Below are 21,566 nucleotides of genomic sequence, written 5' to 3'. Positions count from 1 at the left end.
GGCACAGGAGTCGCCTGATGGGTTTCCACTATAAAGATGCATTGCAACGTTTCCGTAGCTTTTTCAGCGGCGGAAAGAACGCAGCTTTCAATCGTCCAGTTCGTTCGCGCGGCATCGAGGCTCTCGAAGCACGACGCGTCATGGACGCCGATCCCATCCAACTGGGTGCGATCTATCACGAAGAAGACGGCGCCGGTGGTGACGAACATGGTGATACGTTCATCGTGACCTTCGATGGCGGTGCGGAAGGCACCCAACTGACTCGCCTGATTATCGATGGCGATCAGATCCAAAACTTCGGCAACATCCCTGGCCTGAGCGCAGGCGACGTGATCTTCGACACGTCCGAAGGTAGCCTCGGTGCCGATGCCTTCTTCCCGTTTCAGCTGATCTCGGCCAATGGAATCGATTCGGTCGTCGCAACCGTTTCGGACGACGGCTTGAGGTTGATCATTGACTTTGTTGGCTTCGATGCAGGCGAAGAACTCCGCTTCTCGATCGACGTTGATGAAATCATCATTTACGATCCGAACAATCCAGCCGAAACGCTGATCGACCCAATCGCTTCGGGTGCCGAATTCCACGGGACGCTGCTGACGGGTGAATTCTCGGCACCGCACTACAAAGATGCGACCGTCAACACCAAGTTCATCGATGCCTACGATCCCAAGTTGATTGCCTCGGGCTTGGACCTACCCGCCGACAATTCGACCGGCCACCGCGACCGAACCGACGGTGCTTTCGGCAGCATCCTGCAAGATCCGCTGCCAATCTCGATCAGTGGTACCGTCTATCACGATCCAAACCTCAGCCTGACTCAAGATCCTGGCGAAGTTGGGATCGCTGGCGTTTCGCTGACGCTGTGGAAGAAAGAAAATGGCGTCTTCGTGAACACCGGTCACACGGTCGTCACCGACGCCAATGGCAACTACCTGTTTGGTACCGACCTGGGTCTCGATCCAGGCACCTACCAGGTTCGTGAAACGCAGCCAACCGGTTACTTCAGCGTGGGTGCCGTCCCAGGTAGCGTCGACGGCACGTCGAGCGGATCGATCGTCAACGGCGATCCCGACATCCTGACCGAAATCGAAATTCCACTCGGTGGAACCGCCGCGGTCGATTACGACTTCGCGGAAGCCACGCCAGCGATGATCGATGGCTATGTCTACCACGACCGCGACAACGACGGCGTCAAGGAAGCAGGCGAAGAAGGTATCGCTGGCGTCCAGATCCGCGTGCAAGGGGTCGACGTACTGGGCAATCCGCAGTCGTTCCTGGTGACCACCGATGCCAACGGCTACTACAAAGTCACCAACATGCCACCAGGCGTGTACGAAGTGATCGAAGTCGTCCAGCCGCCAACCTATCAGGATGGTCTGGATACCGCTGGTACCGTTAACGGTGTTACGACGGGAAACGCTACGAATCCTGGCGACCGCATCGGCGCGATCACGCTGAAGGGTGGCCAGTCCGGCGTGAACTATAACTTCGGCGAAATCCGTCCGGCTGAAATCAGCGGCCACGTTCACCTGACCGATCCAGAAGGCAACTGCTACGGCGAAGGGATCGACACGACGCCTATCGAAGGTGCCGTGATCAATCTGTACGATGCCAATGGCAACCTGGTCGCCACGACCACGACCGATGCCGACGGTAACTACTACTTTGGCAACCTGATGCCAGGCGTTTATACCATCGAAGAAATCACCCCACCGGGGCTGATCGATGGTAGCGACCATGTCGGTACCATCAACGGCATCAACGTTGGCAACCTTGACGGCAACGACCGAGTCGCGAACATCGAACTGTTCTCAGGCGACTCGGGTCAGAACTACGACTTCTGCGAACACTTGCCAGCCACGTTGTCTGGCTTTGTCTACCACGACCGTAACAACAACGGTATCCGTGAAGCAGGCGAAGAAGGCATCGAGGGTGTGCTGGTTCAGTTGTTCGACGAGAACGGCATCCAAGCAGGTTTGGCAATCACCGACGCCAACGGTTTCTACCAGTTCACTGACCTGGTGAAGGGACAGTACCGCATCGCGGAAATCCAACCGTTTGAATACATCGATGGTCTCGACACGGCCGGTACCATCTTCGGCACGACCGTCGGTACCGCCATCAACCCTGGCGACGAACTCACCCTGATCGACGTCAAATGGGGTGACGAAGGTATCGAGTACAACTTCGGCGAAATCCAACATGGTTCGTTGAGCGGGTACGTTTACCACGACCAGAACATCAACGGCACCAAAGATAGTGGCGACGAAGGTATCGGCGGCGTGACCGTCACGCTGGTCAACACCGACACCAACGAAACCTTCATCACCACCACCGATGAAAACGGGTTCTACGAGTTCCTGAACCTGGCGCCAGGCAACTACCGCGTGATCGAAACCCATCCGATCGCTTACCAGGATGGTCTCGACTCGGCAGGTACCATCAACGGTTCGATCCGCGGTGTCGCCGTGAATCCTGGCGACGAAATCAACGGCATCACGATCGGTTCCGACGAGCATGGTATCAACTACAACTTCGGCGAATACCTTTACGCGTCGATCTCGGGTAGCGTCTACCTGACCGACGAAGATGGTAACTGCGATCACGAATCGGAAACGTCGCGTCCGCTCGAAGGGGTCACCATTCATCTGTACGATGCCAATGGCAACCTGCTGAAGACCACCACCACCAACGCCAACGGCGACTACTTCTTCGGCGAATTGCTGCCAGGCAGTTACACGATTGTCGAAGTCACGCCTCCGGGGTTGATCGATGGTGGCGACTCGATCGGTACGATCGAGGGCATCACTGTCGGCCAGTTCAACGGTAACGACCGCATCGAATCGATCGTCCTGATGGCCGGTCAAAACGGTGTTGAATACGACTTCTGCGAAAGCGAACCGGCCGACCTGTCGGGTTACGTCTATCACGACCGCAATAACAACGGTATCCGCGAAGCAGGCGAAGAAGGCATCGCCGGAACGACCGTTCGTTTGTTCGACGAGAACGGCAACCTGGTCGATACGCTGGTGACCGACTCGAACGGTTACTATCACTTCACTGGTTTGACCAAGGGTATCTACCGCATTGTCGAAACGCAGCCAACCGGCTACCTCGACGGTCTGGATGCTGCCGGTACGGTCAATGGAACCACGAAGGGTTCGGCCACGAATCCTGGCGATGTGATCCACACGATCGAACTGAAGTTCGGTCAATCCGGTATCGAGTATGACTTTGGCGAAGTGCTGCCAACTTCGATCGGTGGTTTCGTCCATGTCGACCCGAACCAGGACTGCATCTTCGATCCTGATGAAGATCCAATCGAAGGCGTGCTGATCAGCCTGTTGGACGCCAACGGAAACGTGATCGCCACGACCACGACCGACGCCAACGGCCATTACCAGTTCAACGGCTTGCCACCTGGTACCTACACGGTCGTCGAATCTCAGCCGACTGGCTACTTCCAGGGTGGTCAGATCGACCACAATGGCCTGGCCGATGCTTCGGTGACCGACCGCATCTCGAACATCGTAACCCACTCGGGCGAGCACCTGGACGAGCACAACTTCTGTGAACTGCCTCCGGCGGCTCTCTCAGGTTATGTGTTCCAGGATGGCGATGTCATCAGCAGTGCCTCAGGCGAAGTGCCGGACAACATCGGCTCGCTGCGTGACGGTCAACGAACCGCTGACGATACGCCATTGGCCGGTGTCGTGCTCGAGCTCCGAGATGGCTTCACAGGTCAGCCAATCTACGGCAGTAGCGACCTGGTGCTGCAAGGCATTTACGGCGACGGTCCCATCCGCGTGGTGACCGATGCCAATGGTTTCTACAAGTTCGAGGGCCTGAAGACTGGCTTCTACGCCGTCTATCAGATCCACCCAGAAGGATACATCGACAGCATCGATTCTGTTGGTACCACGGGCGGTCTGGCCGTGAACCCAGGCACCACCGGTGCCGAAGTCTCGTCGCTGTCGGTCGATCCAGGCAACGACGCGATCATTCGCATCTTTGTGGTGGGTGGTACCGAGTCGCAGGAAAACAACTTCAGCGAAATCCGCGTCGTGCCGTTCATTCCGCCACCGGAAATTCCACCAGGAACGCCTCCGGTTACTCCACCGATCGTGGCCATTCCTCCGACGACACCAGATTTGATTCCACCGGCAGAACTGCTGAACTTGCCGCTGCTGATCCAACCTTACGGTGGCTCAGCGGTTGGTTACACTTGGCACCTCAGCATCGTCGATGCCGGGAGCCCACGTGGTAAAGAACCGGTCGCGACATCGGAATCGTTCTGGCTGACTTCGGCCAGCGGCGAGATCAATCCGTGGAACTTCGAGAACCTCGGCCAGGCTCGCTGGACTTTGATGACCGAAGGAGACGATGGTGAAGAATCCGAACTGCTGCAACGTTTGTTCGGCTCGAAGGATGCGATTCCGGTCGCAGGCGACTTCAACGGAGACGGCGTGACAGAACTGGGCGTCTTCATCGATGGCCACTGGTTCATCGATCTCAACGGCAATGGTCGCTGGGACGAAGAAGACATGTACGCCAAGCTCGGCTACGACGGCGATCAGCCAGTCGTGGGTGACTGGGATGGCGACGGCAAAGACGACATCGGTATCTATGGCCAGGCATGGCCCAACGATCCACGGGCCGTCAAGGAAGATCCAGGTCTACCAGACGTTGCCAACAAGTTGGTTTCGATCGAGAAGCCAAAGAACGTTCCGCCTCGCGAAGAACATGCTCCACTGGGTACCCGCGTCATGAAGGTCGCCCAGCATGGCAAGTTCCGCCAAGACCTGATCGACCACACCTTCCACTTCGGTGTGGGTGGCGATCATGGCCTGGTTGGCGACTGGAACGGTGACGGCATCAGCACGATCGCTGTCTTCCGTGGTGGCATGTGGCACATCGATTCCGATGGCGACGGTCGCTGGAATCCAGAAGTCGATCAGATCTTCGCTTACGGCCAGGAAGGCGACATCCCAGTTGTAGGTGACTGGAATGGCGACGGCATCGACGAAATCGGTGTCTACCGTGGCGGCCAGTGGATGCTGGACGACAACGGCAACCACGAAATGGATCCAACCGACAAGGTCTTCCAACTCGGCGACTGGGAAGACATCCCAACCGTTGGCGACTGGGACGGCGATGGCACGGATGATCCAGGCGTCTTCCATGCCAACCGCGAAGGCTCGGTCACCGTTGCGACCCGCAAGGCAAGCTAACCGAAGCCGATTAAACCTACTGCCGGATCACATTCGCTTCCGGCGGTAGGCTGCCAGCAAACCACGAGAACCCCTCTTCGCCGCGAAAATGAACGCTGCGGACAGGGGTTTTTTCGTTCGAGCTGAACACCTTTACTCGTAAGGCCTCGATCGAGACACTCACCGCACCCGGCCAGCCCCAAACATATCGGCCGCTGTTATACCAGCCGCCGACACCTCGCTCGAGCGTCTGCCAGTTGCCATTGATTTGAACTTCGACTGCCCAAGCGGTATCTGGCTGCGGCTGATTGGGATACACGCCCGAGAGCGTGATGAAGTTCACTTCCACCGGCTTCTCCCACGTTGCGGTCCATGTGACTGCCTCTTCTTCCGCCAACACGCCCAGGTCAGCACCACCGGCCACGCCGGCCTCGTGCCACTGCGAGTTGCGGTCGAACTTGTTCTGCCCGGGCACAAAGATCATGTCACGAGCATTCCCCCGGTTGCCGGCATCGAACTGAGCGATGTTCGTGGCGACCTTAGCATCGACGAAAAGATTGCGAGCCGTCGCTGGCAGAACAATCTTGGCCGGATCGATCGTGCCGGCGCCTGCGATCAACTCGGCTGCCGGATCGTCGGGGGACTTCGTCAGCGATAGATAGGCGAACAGGTCGACGATCTCTTGCGGCGAAAGCTGCTTCTCGATTCCTTCCGGCATCAGCGAAGTGTCCGAAACCTTCATCTCGTCGACGTCGTCGCGAGCAATCGTCTCTTGTTTGCCACCTTGCATCTTCAAGACGACGCGTGCTGGACTATCTTCGACCAACAAGCCAGACAATACGCGTCCTTCAACCGTCAGCACCGTGACGGCCTGGTAGTCTTTGCCGATGACAAGGCTAGGATCGAACACGTTCGAGAGAAGCTGCTCCAGCGTTCCACGTCCATTGACGGTGATCTCTGGCCCGACTTCCTGACCTTCGCCATGCAGCTTATGGCACTGTCCACACAGCTTGTTGTAGACCTCGATGCCGCGATGGGGATTACCTTCAGCGGAAGTTACCAGCCGCCGCATCTGCGCCACGACGAAAGTTCGCGAAGGATCGCGACCGGTGCTGATCTTGCCGTAAATCGCAGCGATCTGCTTTCCGATCGAGTCGGTCGAACTGCTGGCCAATCGCTGGAGTTGGTTGACCGAGAGCAGATCTTTGCTGCGTTGGCCGCCTTCGATCTGCGACAACAACTGCGACGTCCATTGCGGTCGCTGCAGGAGCACTTCGATCACCTTCGGGCGATTTGCTGTCGAGAACGAATCGAGCCGGGCAAGTAGCAACTGACCTACTTCATCCGAGGTCGATTTGCCCAACGTTTGAATGACCTGCCCCACTTCGGCCTCGTTCACCGATGGTTGTTTCAGGTAAGTCGTTACAAGTTCGATCGCCTGAGGATGGCCGGCCGAAAGCATCGCATCGAGAGCGGCGACACGCTGCGGGGTCGCGGTCTTCGCCGCGGCAAAGACGCCTGGAACGATCTTCATCGCGTCAGCATCGTGCCAGGCCAAGGCGAGATTCGCCGCATGGTAATAGCCTGGATGATCTGGCCCGGCCTTCATGATCGACGAAAGCGATTCCGCCATGTCGTTCTTCAGTTGAGCCAACCGCTCGCCGGTTAGTTCTCGTGAGCGCGCTTGATCCGAGATCCGAGCGAGGCAAGCCGCGAGCTGCGTTTGCTGTCCTGGCTGCGAAGCCAACAACTGAACGAGCCGCGAGACATGCTCGACCGAAAGCCCTGGCGTCCCCAGAATGCGATCGGCGGCCCTTGGCAACAGCGACAACGCCGTAGGGCTGGTGGAGTAAGGCGGGGCACTCATCAGCGTCAGATACTTGGGCGTTTCCTTTTGGAGCTGAGGATGCAAGTTCTGCCAGACAATGTGCGGAATCAATTTGTCGTCGGGAGAGTTCTGCAGAACCTCGAGCAGCGTTTCGACCGTCGGCAAGTAATCGACCTGAGGTGCCAGGATCGCGACTTGCAGGCGAACATCGGCACTTCGATCGTGGGCCAACTCGCGGATCTTCGCAGCCACGTCGGCATTGGCAGAAGGCACGGTCCCTTGATAACGAACCGCCCAGCGGCGAAGCTGCTCGTCGTCGCTGCTCAGCAGCTTCAGCGTGAATGCGTCTTCGATCTGTCGCGCACCGATCAACGACCATAAGGCATGCAGCCGGATCTTTTGCGAGACAGCCGAATCGAGCACCAGCGCTTCCAGCTTCGGCCGAGCCGATTCGCTCGCGCGTTCGGAAAGCACACGCTGAGCCAGCTCTCTAAAGAACAAATTCGGTGAACCGAGCCGAGCGATTAACTGTTCGTCCGATTCCTGGGTCAGGTCGTAAGGTTCGGCCCGGGGCGTTTGCTGGTAGCGAACCCGATAGAGTCGTCCTTTCAACCGATCGACATCCGCCGGGCGAGCCAATGCGTCCTGATAACAGTGGTAGCGATCGTACCAATCCAGCACGTACAAGCAGCCATCGGGTCCGGTCTTCTGATCGACTGGCATGTGCCACACATCGTTGGCGGTCATGAAGTCGGGACGAGGCTTGGCGAAGTACGTCGAGCCATCACGCTGCAGCACGTCGACGTTGACGCAGCCACCATGAATGTTGCCCATGTACAAGCAGTTGCGGTATTCCTCTGGGTAGGCATCGCTATCGAAATACTCGATCCCACAATAAGCCGCCATCTGGTGCTTATGCTTAACGATCGAACCAATCTTCCAGGTATGTGGAGGATACGGTCCACCTTGTCGGTGATAGTAGCCAGTCTCGGTGAGGTGCCACAGATGATCGATCACGCACGCACTCACGAAGGCTTCGCCATTCGGATCGAACGCGATACCCCAAGGATTGCTCGTCCCTTCGCAGAAGAGCTCGAATTCTCGGGTCCGGGGATCAATGCGAAACAGGGCACACGTGAAAACAAAGTCTTTCCCACGATGCTTGACGTGGCTGTGATTGAACACGCCGTTGAGCCCGTACAAGTAACCGTCGGGCCCCCAGGTCAACGAGTTCGGCAGCTCGTGGGTGTCGGTCCGACCGAAGCCGGTCACCACGACTTCCCTCTTGTCGGCCTTCAGATCGCCATCGGTATCTTGCAGAAAGAGGATATCCGGAGCGTTGGCCACCCAAACGCCGCCATAACCAACCGCGATGCCTGAAGGAATGTTGAGCCCTTCGGCGAAGACCGTCACCTTGTCGATCTTGCCATCTTGATCGGTATCTTCCAGCACCTTGATTCGGTCGCGGCCGGGGCCCGGTTCGAACCGAGGATATTCCAGGCTCTCGGTTACCCAGATGCGTCCCTTCTCGTCGAAGGTCATCGCCACTGGATTCACCAAATCAGGTTCGGCCGCCACGACCTCGACCGAGAAACCTTCCGGCACGGACATCTTGGCAATGGCTTCTTCAGGCGAAAGGGGCGGACCAGGTACGCCCGCTTGCCGGCGAGGTACAAAGGGTTGATCGCTTTCAGCCGCAAAAGATGGCAAGGCCAAAGAAGTCGCGAGAAGCAATGCGGCGACAGATCCGCGCAGGAAAGGACAGGGCAGGGGCATGGATCAGCTTTCCGAGGAGGGGCAGGGGAGGGTGTCAGGAAAGTTTCTAGGCCTAATGTAAAAACTTGCCGGACCGAATCCAAACAGTTCCCCCGGCAAATGTAAAATCGCTGGGGTTCGTGCAGAAATCACTACAACCCTGAGGCAACCTGATAATTATGCGAGATAGGCCGCCGCGATCACCACACCCAGCACAATCCAGATCCCCAGTTGCTGGTCCGATGGCCCATAAAATAGAGCGACGCCGAGGCCGAGCAGCGTCAGAGTTGTTCCTAACAGCGAAGCAATCTTGCGGAACATCTGCACCGATTGTTTTTCCGATGCGACGCGTTTCTCTTCCGCTCGAAGAGGTCCCCATTCTTCTTTTTCGAGTTGCTCTCGTTCGGTCGCGAATAGCACCTTCGATGTCTTCAACACCTCGACCGCTTCCTGAAGACTTTTTTTGTCTTCGGCGGTAACGTAATTGGGGGCACTTAACTCGGTCACTTTGTCTTGCAGCGGTCGCAGTTCCGATTGTTCGCGCTGCTCGAACTCTTGTTCTGAAATGCTTCGTTCCGCTGCCAGACCTTCCACGCGAGCCTGATCAATTTGATCGCAGCCACGGGTAAACACGACGCAGAGCAGTCCGAGCAAGATTCCGGACTTGGCGATTTGCATCAGCAGCGTCGTGTCGTTTTCGACTTCGGGCGTTTCAACCACCGGCGGCTTCATCGGTGTGGGCTGCAATTGGGAGGAACTGGCCGAACTGCCCGAGAAGCTCGAGTCGCTCGACCTTCCCAATCGAGAGCGGAATAAACCATCGATCGTGCGTGCTGGGACCCAATCGGTATAGCCGGTGCACCAGACGAGTGTTTCGCCTTTGATCACACCTTCTTCAGCCAATTGCCAGAACTTGGTGGCAGAAACGGGACCGACGTGGGCATCGTCGACGGCGTAATACCATCGCAATTCAGATTGAGTTGAACTGGACGAGGGCGAAGGCATGCGGGCCGATCCATTCCTACGACAAAGGGGCACAACGAGGGGTTCGGTCACCATTCCCGACTGATAAAACGAGCCCATTTTCTGGAGCCTGGCCCGTTAAATTCGCGTGGGGAAGCTGTCGTCACTGTGGATAAGTGAATATAACGATTAGTTGCAAGGGAATTTACGGCGGTCTAAACTTTCGCCGGACCTGGTTCCCCTTGGCAGATAAGACGCCTCTATTCTATCCAACGGCGAACCTGCCTTCCATTGTCGCCTGACAAACTTGAGTTCCCCCTTATTGCATCAAGGAATCTGCATGAATACCCGGCTTTGCGCGATTGCCATCCTTTTACTTGGTTTTGCCGTTCCTGGTTTCGCTGCAGAAACCGCGAAGGATTGGCCCCAGTGGCGTGGTCCCGATCGTGACGGCAAATCGTCGGCGACCGGTCTGATCTCGAACTGGGAAGATCAGCAGCCCAAGTTGCTGTGGATGGGTGAAGGCCTGGGAGCCGGTTACGCCAGCGTTTCAATCGTCGGCGACGACCTCTACACCACGGGCAACTTCGACGACGGCCAGGCTGTTGTCGCCTTCGATTTGAACTCGAAGAAGGTCGCCTGGAAGAAGATTCTGACTGACAAAGTGCCACGTCACGGCTACGAAGGCTCGCGTTGTACACCAACCGTCGATGGCGACGACTTGTACGTCGTGATGTCGGAAGGGACCGTGGCTCGCTTGAACCGCAAGTCGGGTGACGTCGTCTGGAAACGTAATCTGCAGGAAGAATACGGCGCCTCGCTGCCGACCTGGGGCTTTGCCGAATCGCCACTGATCGACGGAGATCGCCTGATTTGTGGTGCTGGATCGTCGAAGGCTTTGCTGGTTTGCCTCGATAAGAAGACGGGTAAAGAAATCTGGGTCACCCCACGCGGCGACGCCGAACTGGGCGACCAGGGCAAGGACGAAGCAGGCTATTCATCGACGCTGGTCTGCAACGCAGCCGGTCGCAAGCAATACGTCAAACTGATCGGCCGCGGCTTGATTGGTGTCGACGCGAACACTGGCGAACTGCTGTGGTCGTACAACGCGGTTGCCAACGGCACGGCAAACATCCCCGATCCAATCATCGATGGCGATTACATTTTCGCTTCGACCGGCTATCAGACCGGAGCGGGCCTGGTTCATATCCAGAACAAGGGTGGCAAGATTGTCGCGGAAGAAGTTTACTTCCTCGACTCGAAGACCTTCCAGAACCACCATGGTGGGATGGTGAAGGTTGGCGACTACATCTACGCCGGCACCAAGCACAACGCTGGTTTCCCGATCTGCGTCGAAATGAAAACTGGCAAAGTGCAGTGGGGTGGCGACTTCCGTCCCGAAGGTAAGGGTTCGGCCGCGATTCTGTTCGCAGATGGCAACATTATCTATCGCTACCAATCGGGCATTCTGGCCCTGGTAGAAGCCAATCCGAAGGAATACGTCCTGAAAGGGACACTTACCCCGGAATACCAGGAACGGGAGAGTTGGGCTCACCCAGTCATCGTTGACGGCAAGCTTTACTTGCGAGAGCAGGATAAGTTGATGTGCTACGACTTGCGTCGATAAGTGCCCCCTTATTGACTAAAAAGTTCAAGGCTCTGGAGTTTTTCCAGGGCCTTTTTTTGTGGCAAATTCACTTGCGCGTTGATTTGCGGGAGTTGAACGGCCTAAAGTGCTATGGTTATTCTAGAGCAGGTTGCGAAAACCAACTCAAAACACTTTTCTCGAAATCACCTAAGCCTACCTCGCGAGAATCCTCCTGATGACAATGAAAACGGTGTGGTGCTGCCTTAGCACCTTGGTAGTTGCGTTTTGCCTTACCAATCTCAGCCAGGCAAAAGAACCAACTGCGACCGATCCTTCTCACTTCAAAGTTGCCGACGGCTTTCAGGTGGAACTGCTCTACTCGGTTCCCAAAGACAAAGAAGGTTCGTGGGTCAGCATGTGCGTTGGCCCGGATGGCAACCTGATCGTCTGCGATCAATACGGCAAGCTATATAACGTCGCCGTGCCTGATGCAGGTCAGAAGGGAGAAGTCACCGTCACGCCAATCGATGTTCAGATTGGTGGTGCCCAAGGATTGGTCTGGGCGTTCGACAGCTTGTACGTGGTGGTCAACAGCGGTCAGTTCCCCAGCGGTCTGCATCGAGTGACCGATAGCGACGGCGATGGCAAGCTCGACAAAGTGACGCAGCTTCGCAAGCTAAGTGGTGGCGGCGAACATGGCCCGCATGCTGTGATGCTGCATCCAGATGGCGAACACCTGGTGATTGTCTGCGGCAACCAGACCAACGAGACCGAATTCGCTTCGTCGCGTGTTCCTCAAGTTTGGGACGAAGACCTGGTGCTGCCACGTATTTACGGTCGTGGCTTCATGCGAGAAAAGATGGCCCCCGGCGGCTACATCGCCAAGATCGATCCAGAAGGGAAAGAATGGGAACTGCTCGCCGTTGGTTTCCGCAACGAATACGACGCCGCATTCAATCGTGACGGCGAATTGTTCACCTACGACGCCGACATGGAATGGGACTTGAATACCCCTTGGTATCGTCCAACCCGTATCTGCCACGCTGTGAGCGGTGCCGAGTTCGGCTGGCGTAATGGTTCCGGCAAGTGGCCAGCCTACTACGAAGACAGCACCCCAGGCCTGGTCGACATCGGCCCAGGTTCGCCCACCGGTGTTGCCTTCGGTTATGGCACCGATTTCCCACAGAAGTATCAAGACGCTCTGTACGCTTGCGACTGGAGCTACGGTAAGCTGTATGCCGTGCATCTCGAAGCGGACGGTGCGACCTACAAAGGTACGCCTGAAGAGTTCATCACCGGCACCCCGCTGCCGCTGACCGACATCATCGTTCGCCCGAAGGACAAGGCTCTGTACTTCACCGTCGGTGGCCGTAAGACCCAGTCGGGTCTGTATCGTGTGACTTACGTTGGCGAAAAGACAGCGGACGCCGCCCCCACAGGGCTGAATGACGCCATGAAGCTGCGTCGTCAGCTCGAAGAATATCACGTCTCGAAAGACCCTGCCGGGATCGATCTGGCCCTGGCCAATTTGGGCAACGAAGATCGCTTCATTCGTCAGGCGGCTCGCATCGCCCTGGAACATCAAGACCCAGCCAAGTGGCAAGACAAGGCGATCGCGCTGGATAACACCTATGCCGTGATCGATACGGCCATTGCTCTTGCCCGCGTTGGCGACGACTCGCTGCGTGGCCAGTTGCTCGACAAGCTCGATGCGATCGATTATGCCTCAGCCACCAAACAGCAGAAGCTCGGTCTGCTGCGGGCTTATGGCCTGGTTCTGATGCGTATGGGTGACGACGCCGAAGTACGTGATCGCTACCTGAAGAAGCTTGAACCGCTGCTGCCGGCCGGTTCGCCGGAAGAAAACCGCATGCTGGCCGAACTGCTGGTTCGTCTGCAATCGCCAGTTGCCGCCCCACGTCTGGTGGAACTGCTCGAAGCCGCTCCTACCCAGGAACAGCAGATCGAACTGGCCAAGAGCCTTCGCCTGCTGAAGGCTGGCTGGAACGACGAACTTCAGGAACGCTATTTCCGTTGGTTCCACAAGGCGGCTAACTACCGTGGTGGTGCCAGCTTCGACCTGTTCGTTCAGGACATTAAGAAGGAAGCAGTCGAGAACCTCTCGCCCGAACGTAAGGCGGCCTTGGCTTCGATCCTCGATCACAAGCCAGATTCCAGCATGCCAACCGTCAGCGGAAAGCCTCGTACCTTGGTGAAGAAGTGGACCGTGGAAGATTTGGCGACCGTTGTCGATCCAGCCACGCTGAAGGGCCGCAACTTCGACAAGGGTCAGCAGTTGTTCGCCGAAGCAAACTGCTTTGCTTGCCACCGTTTCGCCCAGCAGGGCGGCGCGATCGGTCCTGACCTGACCGCATTGGCTGGCCGTTTCAGCCCGCGTGATATCCTGGAATCGACGATCCTGCCGAGCAAGCAGGTCAGCGATCAGTACCAGGCCATCAAGGTGCTGACCGAAGATGGTCGCGTGGTGATTGGCCGTATCGTGAACCTGAATGGCGACAACATGCAGATCAACACCAACATGCTTGATCCAAACGCCATCACGCACGTGAACCGCAATCAGGTCGACGAAATCATGCCTTCGGAAACCTCGATGATGCCCGAAGGGCTCCTCGATAACTTCACCGAAGAAGAAATTAAGGACCTGATGGCTTACCTGCTTTCGCGAGGCGATCGCACCAACGCGATGTTCTCAGAGAACTAAGCCAGCCGGGCGAAGCTCGCCCAGCTCAGCGCATGAAAAAACCACGATGGAATCGCCATCGTGGTTTTTTTATTGAGTGCCGAAGAGAGGACTTGAACCTCCACGGGGTTAACCCCCACTAGGACCTGAACCTAGCGCGTCTGCCAATTCCGCCACTTCGGCCTAAGCTGTGTGCTGGAAAGAACTATTTATGCCTCGCAGACCCCATTTGATCAAGGACCCCAGCGACCAAATTTTGTTCTTGATTCCAATATTCGCCAGAAAAACCGCTGCAAGCTGCCCTCAGCAGACCCTAAGGGAAAATCAAGCCGCTTTCAGGTGTGCCTGGCGAGCCGCGATGTTCGCTGCCAAGGCCCGAATCAGGGCCACGATGTTCTCTTGGCCGTACAGCTTCGAGTCCATGTGAAACAGCGAATGCTCCAAGACATGCTCCAAATCGACACGCCGGAGGTCGCTGCGGTTCAGGTACCGCATGCTCCAATCGGGAAATACCCGCTGGTCATATTCGCCCAGTATCACCTTGTTGATCACGTCGTGCTGCGGGTCTTTTTCGATTGAATCCATCAGTTCGAGAACGGTGTGTCGCTCCCCTTCCAGATACTGAAAGAAGACACCATGGTCGTAACAAAGATACCCGGTGATCCCGAGTGCGGCGTTCTTAACCGCAGCTTCCCGTGCTATTCCATCCAGGTCGAGCTTTCCTGCATCGACGGTGCTGTAACTTGCATACGCTATTGCGAACACTCGAGATTACCTTTCTGGTTTTCGGCGAATGGTGTCTATCGCCGAATGGTCCCCTTGGCTCATCTTCACGACGGCCCCAGGCAATTGCAAGCAATTTCGTGAGCACTTAGGGGCAGATGGTGTCCACGAGAATCCTAGAGGTCCAACCGAGACGCGAATCGTAGAATGCGATTTGGCGACTTCCAACTGCTTTGTGCCCACTGGTTGAGCAAAGGAAGGCGAAGCTAGCGAAGTCGTTCCGTTTGGTTTTCCGCCCGCTCGATCAGCCAGGCATTTTATTCTCTGGCCAAAGTCCGGGGAAACCCGTTATCATAAAACTCACTGATCAAAACTCCCTTCCCCACTGATCCTACCAACTGGCAAGCGTTCGACAGGACCTTGTCGGCACCCTTCCATCCAAGCAGCAATCCCATGTCTCGTTCTCCCACGCGCTGGACGATGATCCTGGCCTCGCTTCTATTGGCGTGGCTCATCCATACCGTCCTCTCCGCTCAAACAATCGATTCTCCCACTTCGGCCCCATTTGGTATTCAGGTTGTCGACGAACAAACAGGGCGCGGTGTTCCCCTGGTCGAACTGACGACCACCAACGATATCCGACTGATCACCGACAACGCAGGCTGGATCGCCTTCGACGAGCCGGGGTTGATGAACCAACGGGTCTATTTCTCGGTGAAATCGCACGGTTATTCGCTTCCAGCAGATGGCTTCGGCAATCGAGGCCAGGCCTTCGATGTCCGACCGGGCGAAACTGGAACCATCAAGATTCAGCGGCACAACCTGGCGGAGCGACTCTATCGCGTTACTGGTCAGGGGCAATTCCATCACAGCGTGAAGCTTGGCAAACCAGTTCCCTGGGAGTACGCCAATCTCAACGGCGAAGTGATGGGGCAAGACTCGACCCAGGCGATCCAACTTGGCGATCGTATCTTATGGACCTGGGGGGATACGGCTCGCCCCTCGTATCCACTGGGCAACTTTGCAACCTCAGGCGCCTGGTCAAAGCTGCCGGCCAAGGGGGGAATGGATCCGTCGATTGGGATCGATCAGCAGTACCTGGTCGACCAGGATGGCTTCAGCAAACCGATGTTCGTGAACGATATCCCTGGCACCGTAATCTGGATGCATGGCATGTGCACCGTCGATGCCCCGAATGGGCAGACGAAGGTCCTGACGCACTATTCGATTCGTGAAGGCCTCGGCAAAGAACGCCGGGCAGGAATCGCGATGTTCAACGAGTCGACCGAGCAGTTCGATCAGGTCACTCGCTTCGAGGAACCAGCTCGGCTCTATCCTCGCGGTCAGTCCTTTCACCACGTCGACGACGGTCAGGAATACATCTACTTCGCCACGCCTTACCCGCTGATCCGTGTCGCGGCTCGCTGGGACGCGGTTCTCGATCCGACGCAGTACGAAGCCTGGACCTGCCTTGAAGAAGGTTTCGACCTCGACTTAAAGAAGCCTGCGCTCGCTCGCGATGGGGATGGCAAGTTGCAGTATGCCTGGCGAAAGAACACCGACCTGGTCGGAGCCGAGCAGCAGCGACAGCTCGTCGAACGAGGCGAGATCAAGCAGGAAGAAGCTTGGATTCAAACGGTCGATGCACAATCAGGCCGGAAGATCGTTCTGCATCGTGGCTCAGTCCGCTGGAACGATTACCTCGACTGCTGGGTGATGATCGCCAATGAAATCTACGGCGAGTCGTCGAATCTCGGAGAGGTCTATATCCTGACTTCCAAGACATTGCCGGGCCAGTGGTCTAAGGCAGAGAAGGTCGTGACGCACGACCATTACACCTTCTACAACCCAGTTCACCACGACTTCCTCGACCAGGATGGGGGGCGAAGAATCTACTTTGATGGCACCTACACCAAACAATTTTCTGCAAAAAAATTCCCAACCCCCCGTTACGACTATAACACGATCATGTATGGACTGGATTTATCCCAAATCAACACCCATACGAACTAACCCCAGGACACCCACCCGGGGATAAAATAAGTTCCCTGGCGATCCTACTGAGACCTGTTTCGGCATCCGCATCTGCTATCTACGGCCACTTATCACCCTAAACACGCGGGTTTACGCAACATGGCCTCACCTTAGGTTGCCTCCTCGAGACGTGCTGGCTACGATTCATTGCGAATTATTTTCCTAGCTTCTTAATTCCGCTAGGTAACAAGCACCTTTTCTCATCTTGTCACTCGAGGTATCGATGAAGTCCCATCATGCAGCCCAAAAGGGCTTTACGTTGGTCGAGCTTTTGGTCGTGATTGCCATCATCGGCGTGTTGATCGCTCTTTTGCTTCCTGCCGTGCAGCAAGCTCGTGAAGCCGCCCGCCGCATGCAGTGCAGCAACAATCTCAAGCAGCTCGGCCTGACCTTCCACAACTTCCACGACACTTTCAATTCGCTTCCGCCAGCGGCTCTGCGAAATGAATACGCCAGCTTCTTCCCGCTGATCATGCCGTACCTGGAACAGAAGAACGTCGTCGACCAGCTCGACCTGGCGTTGCCGATGACCACGGGCGCCAACAACACGTTCATCAAGACCGATGCTGCTGGTGTGCCGGGCCTGCTGTGTCCCAGCCGTCGTAGCGGTTCGCAGATCTCGGAACTAGGTGCCGCGACCGACTACTGCATCACCGGCAACCGCGAAAGCACCAACGAATGCGATCGCTTGGACGCCGATAACGCGACCCCTGCCCTGCACTACAGTGCGTTGGTTCTAGCCAAGGGTGGCAATGTCGACAGTGGCGGTCGTCTGACCGGTTGGAAGTCGCAAACGAACTTCGCCAGCATCACCGACGGTCTGTCGAACACCTCGATCCTGGGCGAAAAGTACGTTCCTATCAGCTCGCTCAACCGCCACGCTAATGTGGGTGACGGCACGATGTACTACTGGCACATCGACGACTGGAAGACCTGGATGATTATCCGAAATTCCAAGTTCCCACTCCTTCGTGGCCCGAACATCACGTCGGGCGAATATCGCAAGAGCATGGGTAGCTTCCACCCAGGTATCAGCCAATTCCTGATGGGTGATGGTAGCGTGCGAAACGTTGCCAACAACGTCAATCCAGAGTTCACCCTGCTGATGGCAGATCGCCGTGACGGCCGCGTGAACAATTACGACCAATAGTCATCTCCGGTCGCTGGCATTTGACAGATATGGGCGGCAACGCTTCCGAGCGTTGGCCGCCTTTGGTCTCCAATCCCACAGGAATAAGAAGGAATGTCCATCATGCGAGTTTTGTTTTTGTCGATCGTCTCTTTGTGTTGCGCCGTAACCATGCTCGGCCTGGTTGGCTGCAGTGGCTCCAATGGTGCCACAGAACAAGTCACCGGCACGGTCACCTTTGAAGATGGCACACCGATCAAGGGTGGCACGATCGTCTTTGCGTCGCTCGACGAAAACTCGAGCTCGATCGGCTACATTAAAGAAGATGGCACCTACGAGCTGGGCACGTTTTCGGAAACCGATGGTGCCCCGAAGGGACGCTATGAAGTGACCGTCATTGGCAGCAGCGACTACGGTCAAAGCTCGCCGATCCATCAGAAGTACGCCAACCAGGGACAATCTCCCTTGAAGGCCGAAGTCCAAGATGGGCCCAACGTCATCGACTTCAAAGTCGAGAAGGCCCGCTAGTCGGTCCTAGAACGGATGATGAACGGCTTTCGCGTCGCGAATGCTGGTCAGCTTGCTGTTGGGATCATCGTTGTAGACCCCAACACGTCCCCAGACGAGCAGCCCGATGAATAGGCAGCAATAAGTCGCCCAGGTCGTCGCCGCCCAGCAAAGCATATTCATGGTCATCAACGGAAGCTGCACAATCGAAGCCGCTTCCGCTCTTCCGACCGTCAGATCGAATACCAAGCCGCCGAACATAAATCCAAAGAAGTTCGCTACGATCCAAAGAGGAATCTGCAGGACGAACGATACGACGACGGCGATGACCTGATCTTCCCATGGCAAGGGCATATCGTCTGAGTGCCGGGCAATGGTCAACATGGCGAGCACCAGGCTGGGCAACGCCCAACACAGCAAAAAGCCAATGCCAAGAGGCGGCGACAATACGGCAAGTGAAAGCCCCATTCCCAACACCAGGCACACCATAAAGATGAAGCCGGTGTAGCTCGAGAAGGAATGTTTGCTCATGGCTTGGCCTCGAAGAATGGAAAACACGCTTCGGCCAAACTAGCACAGCGAATGGAGGCCAGCAAGCAAATGAGACTTTACCGGCGAGGCCTGCTTAACCAGCGCGACGGTTGGAATCGGCTGCGTTGTCTTTCTCGTCCGACAGAACGCGAAGTTGCGGACGGCTGACGTCGACACCGCGACCACGGCTGCGTCCCTGAATGAAGCCACGTTCACTATCGGCCAGGAAGGTCGCGAAGTGCAACGCTGGGCTCTGAGGGAACTCGCGACGGACCCGCTCTAGGGCTTCGCGGTTGGTTAGGTTCGAGCGGAAGATGATGCGGTAGGCACGCTTCAATTCCGAAAGCTGTTCCGGCGAATAGCCGCTTCGCTTCAAACCAATCGTGTTCAAACCAACGACCAGGCTGCTGCAGCCATCGACCGTGACGAAAGGTGCGACGTCCTGAACGACGTGGGCCTGACCGCCAACCATGGCGTTGCGGCCGACACGGCAGAACTGATGCACAGCGACGGCACCACTGACGTAGGCTCGGTCTTCGATGACGACGTGGCCACCCAACATGACGTTGTTGGTGATGATCGTGTTGCTTCCGATGATGGTGTCGTGGCCGACGTGGGCTTGGACCATCAGCAGATTGTTGTCGCCGATGACGGTATTCTTGCCAGGAGCTAAACCGCGATGAACGGTAACGAACTCTCGGAAGACATTGCCCGTACCAATAATGACTTCGCCTAGTTCCACCCCGGCGCGAAGATGCTGAGGAGGCCCGCCGATGACGGCGTGTTCATGGACCTTATTGTTGGCCCCCAGAGTGGTCCCCTTTTTGATCGACGCAAAGGAGTTAATCTGGCATCCATCCCCGACTTTCGTGTTTTCTTCAATGACGCAGAACGGTCCGATCGTGACATCGTGGCCGATTTCCGCGGTAGCATGAACGATTGCGGAAGGGTGGATCTGAGTCACAGCAAATCCTTTTGCTGAAGGTCGAAGATGGGTATTGCGATTCCAGGGCTACGAGGAAAAGAGGCCATCCTGGCTGTCTGATCCGCGCGTCAACGCTCCTAGATAAGCTATATCGGTAAAATCTGTCTAGCCCGATCGATCGAAACCAATTATTTGCTACGGACTTCCGCTCTAATTTGCGATAGCAATGCTGTGCCAGCATGGCCAAACTTAGCAGCCCCAGGAAGAGGTAGCTGTCCGGGGTCGTGTCAAATCGGGGGCGTTTTCATATAATCTAGGCACGTTCCCAACCCCTTTTGCGTCTTTTAACACGAATGTGAGACCATGTCTGATACGTCTACCCTTTACAGCGAAGGCGAAAAGCTGCGAGACGAAGGGAAATACGAGGAAGCGATCGAGAAATTCAAAGCGGTCCTGGCCGAGAAGCCGGAACACGTTCTCTCGCACATGGCCCTGGCCGTCACTTACGGCAACTTGAACCAGTTTGCCGAGGCTTGCTATCACGCCGAAACGGCCTGCCAGCTCGAGCCAGGCGATCCGTTCAACTTTACCGCCTTGAGCGTCACCTACCAGAAGGCTTTTGAGGTGACTCGCGATCCGGTGTACATCGAGAAAGCGGAGCAAGCCAAGCACCACTCGGACGCCTCCCGAGGCGGGATGTAGTTCGCTCGGTTAGCCATCGATCTGAATGCCAGCGTCGTCGATGTGGTACGGGATAATCTCGTCGGTCGCGGCGCTGCCACGATGCTTGCTGATATAGATCGCTCGGCGGATCTTGGTTCCGTCGAGGATCTTTCCCATGTAGATCACGGTATTCGCGCCGCTGATTAAGTCTCCCTCGTCCAGGTTTCGCGAGATCAATTGATCGAGCATCGCTTCTTTGGACGTCTGCAGCATCATGCAGCCGATTTCTTCGGTTGCATAGCAATGCTTTTCGGCCATCTCGCTGTTCTTGCGGAACGTCTGCCGGAACAAGTCGCGAGCCACCCACATTGGGTCTTTTCGCAGCACCTGGTGATAGACGTACTCGAACAATTCAATCTGAATCGATTCGGCAGGCACGTCCACTGGTTCCAGGCCATCAATCACCACGCGGCGGCAACCATGAGCAAAGTTGCCATACAGAAAGCCAATCGTCGTGGCGAGCTTCTCGTTGATCTGACGCTGCCAGTGCCCAAGTTCGTCCCAGTCCATATCGCGTCGCGAGACCCGTTTGCCCTGATAGTCGAAGACGTGCAGCATTTCGCCGCGGGTCAATTCCGTCTCGAAGAAGTTTTCGAGTTCTGGCACCTGGTTCGAGTCGGCCGCGACCGGCTTCCACCCGAACATACGGTCGGCGTATTCGACATGGCTTTGCGAATCGCCCCGGGTGCTCATATCGAAGAACACCCCTTTGTGACCATCGACTGCCTGACCGGCATGGGCGAAGTGAACACCCATTTGGGTTTTGCCGATTCCGGTTGCTCCGATGACCAGAGTCAACGTGCCAGGAATCAGCCCGCCCCCAAGATGCTCGTCGAGTTTAGGAATACCGGTCGTTTGTCGGGCAGCAGGCATGGCTCAGGGTCTGTCGGTGGGGCAAGAAACTTGAAGGTACTGTTACAGGGTACCAATCCACTTCCCGTCCGCCCAG

Annotated in this window: 13 protein-coding genes and 1 tRNA gene; 7 read left to right on the top strand and 7 right to left on the bottom strand. The window is 56.5% G+C overall.

Translation table 11 applies throughout. The annotated features are described in order from the left end of the window. Window positions 1-17 precede the first annotated feature (17 nt). Window positions 18-5,231: an SdrD B-like domain-containing protein gene (locus tag ABD890_RS17160; RefSeq protein ID WP_345092391.1), complete on the top strand. Its 5,214-nt coding sequence runs from the start codon at window positions 18-20 to the stop codon at window positions 5,229-5,231. Window positions 5,232-5,247: 16 nt separating this feature from the next. Here the strand turns inward: ABD890_RS17160 and ABD890_RS17155 are convergent, their stop codons facing one another. Continuing rightward, a complete protein-coding gene (locus ABD890_RS17155) occupies window positions 5,248-8,814 on the bottom strand; it encodes a PVC-type heme-binding CxxCH protein (RefSeq protein ID WP_425548483.1) in 3,567 nt (1,188 codons plus the stop codon). A gap of 156 nt (window positions 8,815-8,970) precedes the next feature. Then, a complete protein-coding gene (locus ABD890_RS17150) occupies window positions 8,971-9,798 on the bottom strand; it encodes a DUF4339 domain-containing protein (protein ID WP_345092385.1) in 828 nt (275 codons plus the stop codon). A gap of 298 nt (window positions 9,799-10,096) precedes the next feature. Between ABD890_RS17150 and ABD890_RS17145 the strand changes: the two genes are divergently transcribed. Together ABD890_RS17145 and ABD890_RS17140 are read left to right on the top strand one after the other, a co-directional pair. Continuing rightward, the gene (locus tag ABD890_RS17145; RefSeq protein ID WP_345092381.1) at window positions 10,097-11,383 is read left to right on the top strand and encodes a PQQ-binding-like beta-propeller repeat protein; all 1,287 of its coding nucleotides are present in this window, start codon (window positions 10,097-10,099) and stop codon (window positions 11,381-11,383) included. A gap of 196 nt (window positions 11,384-11,579) precedes the next feature. Continuing rightward, window positions 11,580-14,066 carry a c-type cytochrome gene (locus ABD890_RS17140; protein ID WP_345092378.1) on the top strand — a complete coding sequence of 829 codons (2,487 nt, stop codon included), beginning with the start codon at window positions 11,580-11,582 and terminating at the stop codon, window positions 14,064-14,066. A gap of 77 nt (window positions 14,067-14,143) precedes the next feature. Here ABD890_RS17140 and ABD890_RS17135 read toward each other — a convergent pair. After that, a tRNA-Leu gene (locus tag ABD890_RS17135) sits at window positions 14,144-14,228 on the bottom strand. Between the two features lie 141 nt (window positions 14,229-14,369). Then, the gene (locus ABD890_RS17130; RefSeq protein ID WP_345092376.1) at window positions 14,370-14,810 is read right to left on the bottom strand and encodes a BLUF domain-containing protein; all 441 of its coding nucleotides are present in this window, start codon (window positions 14,808-14,810) and stop codon (window positions 14,370-14,372) included. Window positions 14,811-15,221: 411 nt separating this feature from the next. On the opposite strand from ABD890_RS17130, the gene ABD890_RS17125 reads away from it, so the two are divergent. The 3 genes from ABD890_RS17125 (at window position 15,222) to ABD890_RS17115 (ending at window position 18,459) form a co-directional block, all read left to right on the top strand. Beyond that, on the top strand, window positions 15,222-16,781 hold the full coding sequence (locus tag ABD890_RS17125; protein ID WP_345092373.1) for a glycoside hydrolase family 183 protein: 1,560 nt from the start codon (window positions 15,222-15,224) through the stop codon (window positions 16,779-16,781). Between the two features lie 244 nt (window positions 16,782-17,025). Then, complete coding sequence (locus tag ABD890_RS17120; RefSeq protein WP_345092370.1) at window positions 17,026-17,952, top strand: DUF1559 family PulG-like putative transporter; 927 nt, start codon at window positions 17,026-17,028, stop codon at window positions 17,950-17,952. Window positions 17,953-18,054: 102 nt separating this feature from the next. Continuing rightward, complete coding sequence (locus ABD890_RS17115) at window positions 18,055-18,459, top strand: carboxypeptidase-like regulatory domain-containing protein (protein ID WP_345092367.1); 405 nt, start codon at window positions 18,055-18,057, stop codon at window positions 18,457-18,459. Between the two features lie 6 nt (window positions 18,460-18,465). Here the strand turns inward: ABD890_RS17115 and ABD890_RS17110 are convergent, their stop codons facing one another. Both ABD890_RS17110 and lpxA read right to left on the bottom strand, forming a co-directional pair. After that, on the bottom strand, window positions 18,466-18,969 hold the full coding sequence (locus tag ABD890_RS17110) for a hypothetical protein (protein ID WP_345092364.1): 504 nt from the start codon (window positions 18,967-18,969) through the stop codon (window positions 18,466-18,468). A 94-nt stretch (window positions 18,970-19,063) separates the two neighbouring features. Further along, a complete protein-coding gene (gene lpxA / locus ABD890_RS17105) occupies window positions 19,064-19,933 on the bottom strand; it encodes an acyl-ACP--UDP-N-acetylglucosamine O-acyltransferase (RefSeq protein WP_345092361.1) in 870 nt (289 codons plus the stop codon). 324 nt (window positions 19,934-20,257) lie between these two features. On the opposite strand from lpxA, the gene ABD890_RS17100 reads away from it, so the two are divergent. Further along, complete coding sequence (locus ABD890_RS17100; RefSeq protein WP_345092359.1) at window positions 20,258-20,596, top strand: tetratricopeptide repeat protein; 339 nt, start codon at window positions 20,258-20,260, stop codon at window positions 20,594-20,596. Between the two features lie 9 nt (window positions 20,597-20,605). Here ABD890_RS17100 and ABD890_RS17095 read toward each other — a convergent pair whose 3' ends face one another. After that, complete coding sequence (locus tag ABD890_RS17095) at window positions 20,606-21,490, bottom strand: RAD55 family ATPase (RefSeq protein WP_345092357.1); 885 nt, start codon at window positions 21,488-21,490, stop codon at window positions 20,606-20,608. Between the last annotated feature and the right edge of the window lie 76 nt (window positions 21,491-21,566).

Source organism: Bremerella cremea (genome assembly GCF_039541315.1).
Classification (GTDB): Bacteria; Planctomycetota; Planctomycetia; order Pirellulales; family Pirellulaceae; genus Bremerella; species Bremerella cremea.
This window is presented reverse-complemented; position numbering and strand designations above follow the sequence as displayed.

Excerpts from the sequence above, each read along its gene's own strand:
- ABD890_RS17150 (WP_345092385.1), bottom strand. The coding sequence starts at position 9,798 with ATGCCTTCGCCCTCGTCCAGTTCAACTCAATCTGAATTGCGATGGTAT.
- ABD890_RS17155 (WP_425548483.1), bottom strand. The coding sequence starts at position 8,814 with ATGCCCCTGCCCTGTCCTTTCCTGCGCGGATCTGTCGCCGCATTGCTT.
- ABD890_RS17140 (WP_345092378.1), top strand. The coding sequence starts at position 11,580 with ATGACAATGAAAACGGTGTGGTGCTGCCTTAGCACCTTGGTAGTTGCG.
- ABD890_RS17095 (WP_345092357.1), bottom strand. The coding sequence starts at position 21,490 with ATGCCTGCTGCCCGACAAACGACCGGTATTCCTAAACTCGACGAGCAT.
- ABD890_RS17120 (WP_345092370.1), top strand. The coding sequence starts at position 17,026 with ATGAAGTCCCATCATGCAGCCCAAAAGGGCTTTACGTTGGTCGAGCTT.
- ABD890_RS17125 (WP_345092373.1), top strand. The coding sequence starts at position 15,222 with ATGTCTCGTTCTCCCACGCGCTGGACGATGATCCTGGCCTCGCTTCTA.
- ABD890_RS17115 (WP_345092367.1), top strand. The coding sequence starts at position 18,055 with ATGCGAGTTTTGTTTTTGTCGATCGTCTCTTTGTGTTGCGCCGTAACC.
- ABD890_RS17145 (WP_345092381.1), top strand. The coding sequence starts at position 10,097 with ATGAATACCCGGCTTTGCGCGATTGCCATCCTTTTACTTGGTTTTGCC.
- ABD890_RS17100 (WP_345092359.1), top strand. The coding sequence starts at position 20,258 with ATGTCTGATACGTCTACCCTTTACAGCGAAGGCGAAAAGCTGCGAGAC.
- ABD890_RS17160 (WP_345092391.1), top strand. The coding sequence starts at position 18 with ATGGGTTTCCACTATAAAGATGCATTGCAACGTTTCCGTAGCTTTTTC.
- ABD890_RS17110 (WP_345092364.1), bottom strand. The coding sequence starts at position 18,969 with ATGAGCAAACATTCCTTCTCGAGCTACACCGGCTTCATCTTTATGGTG.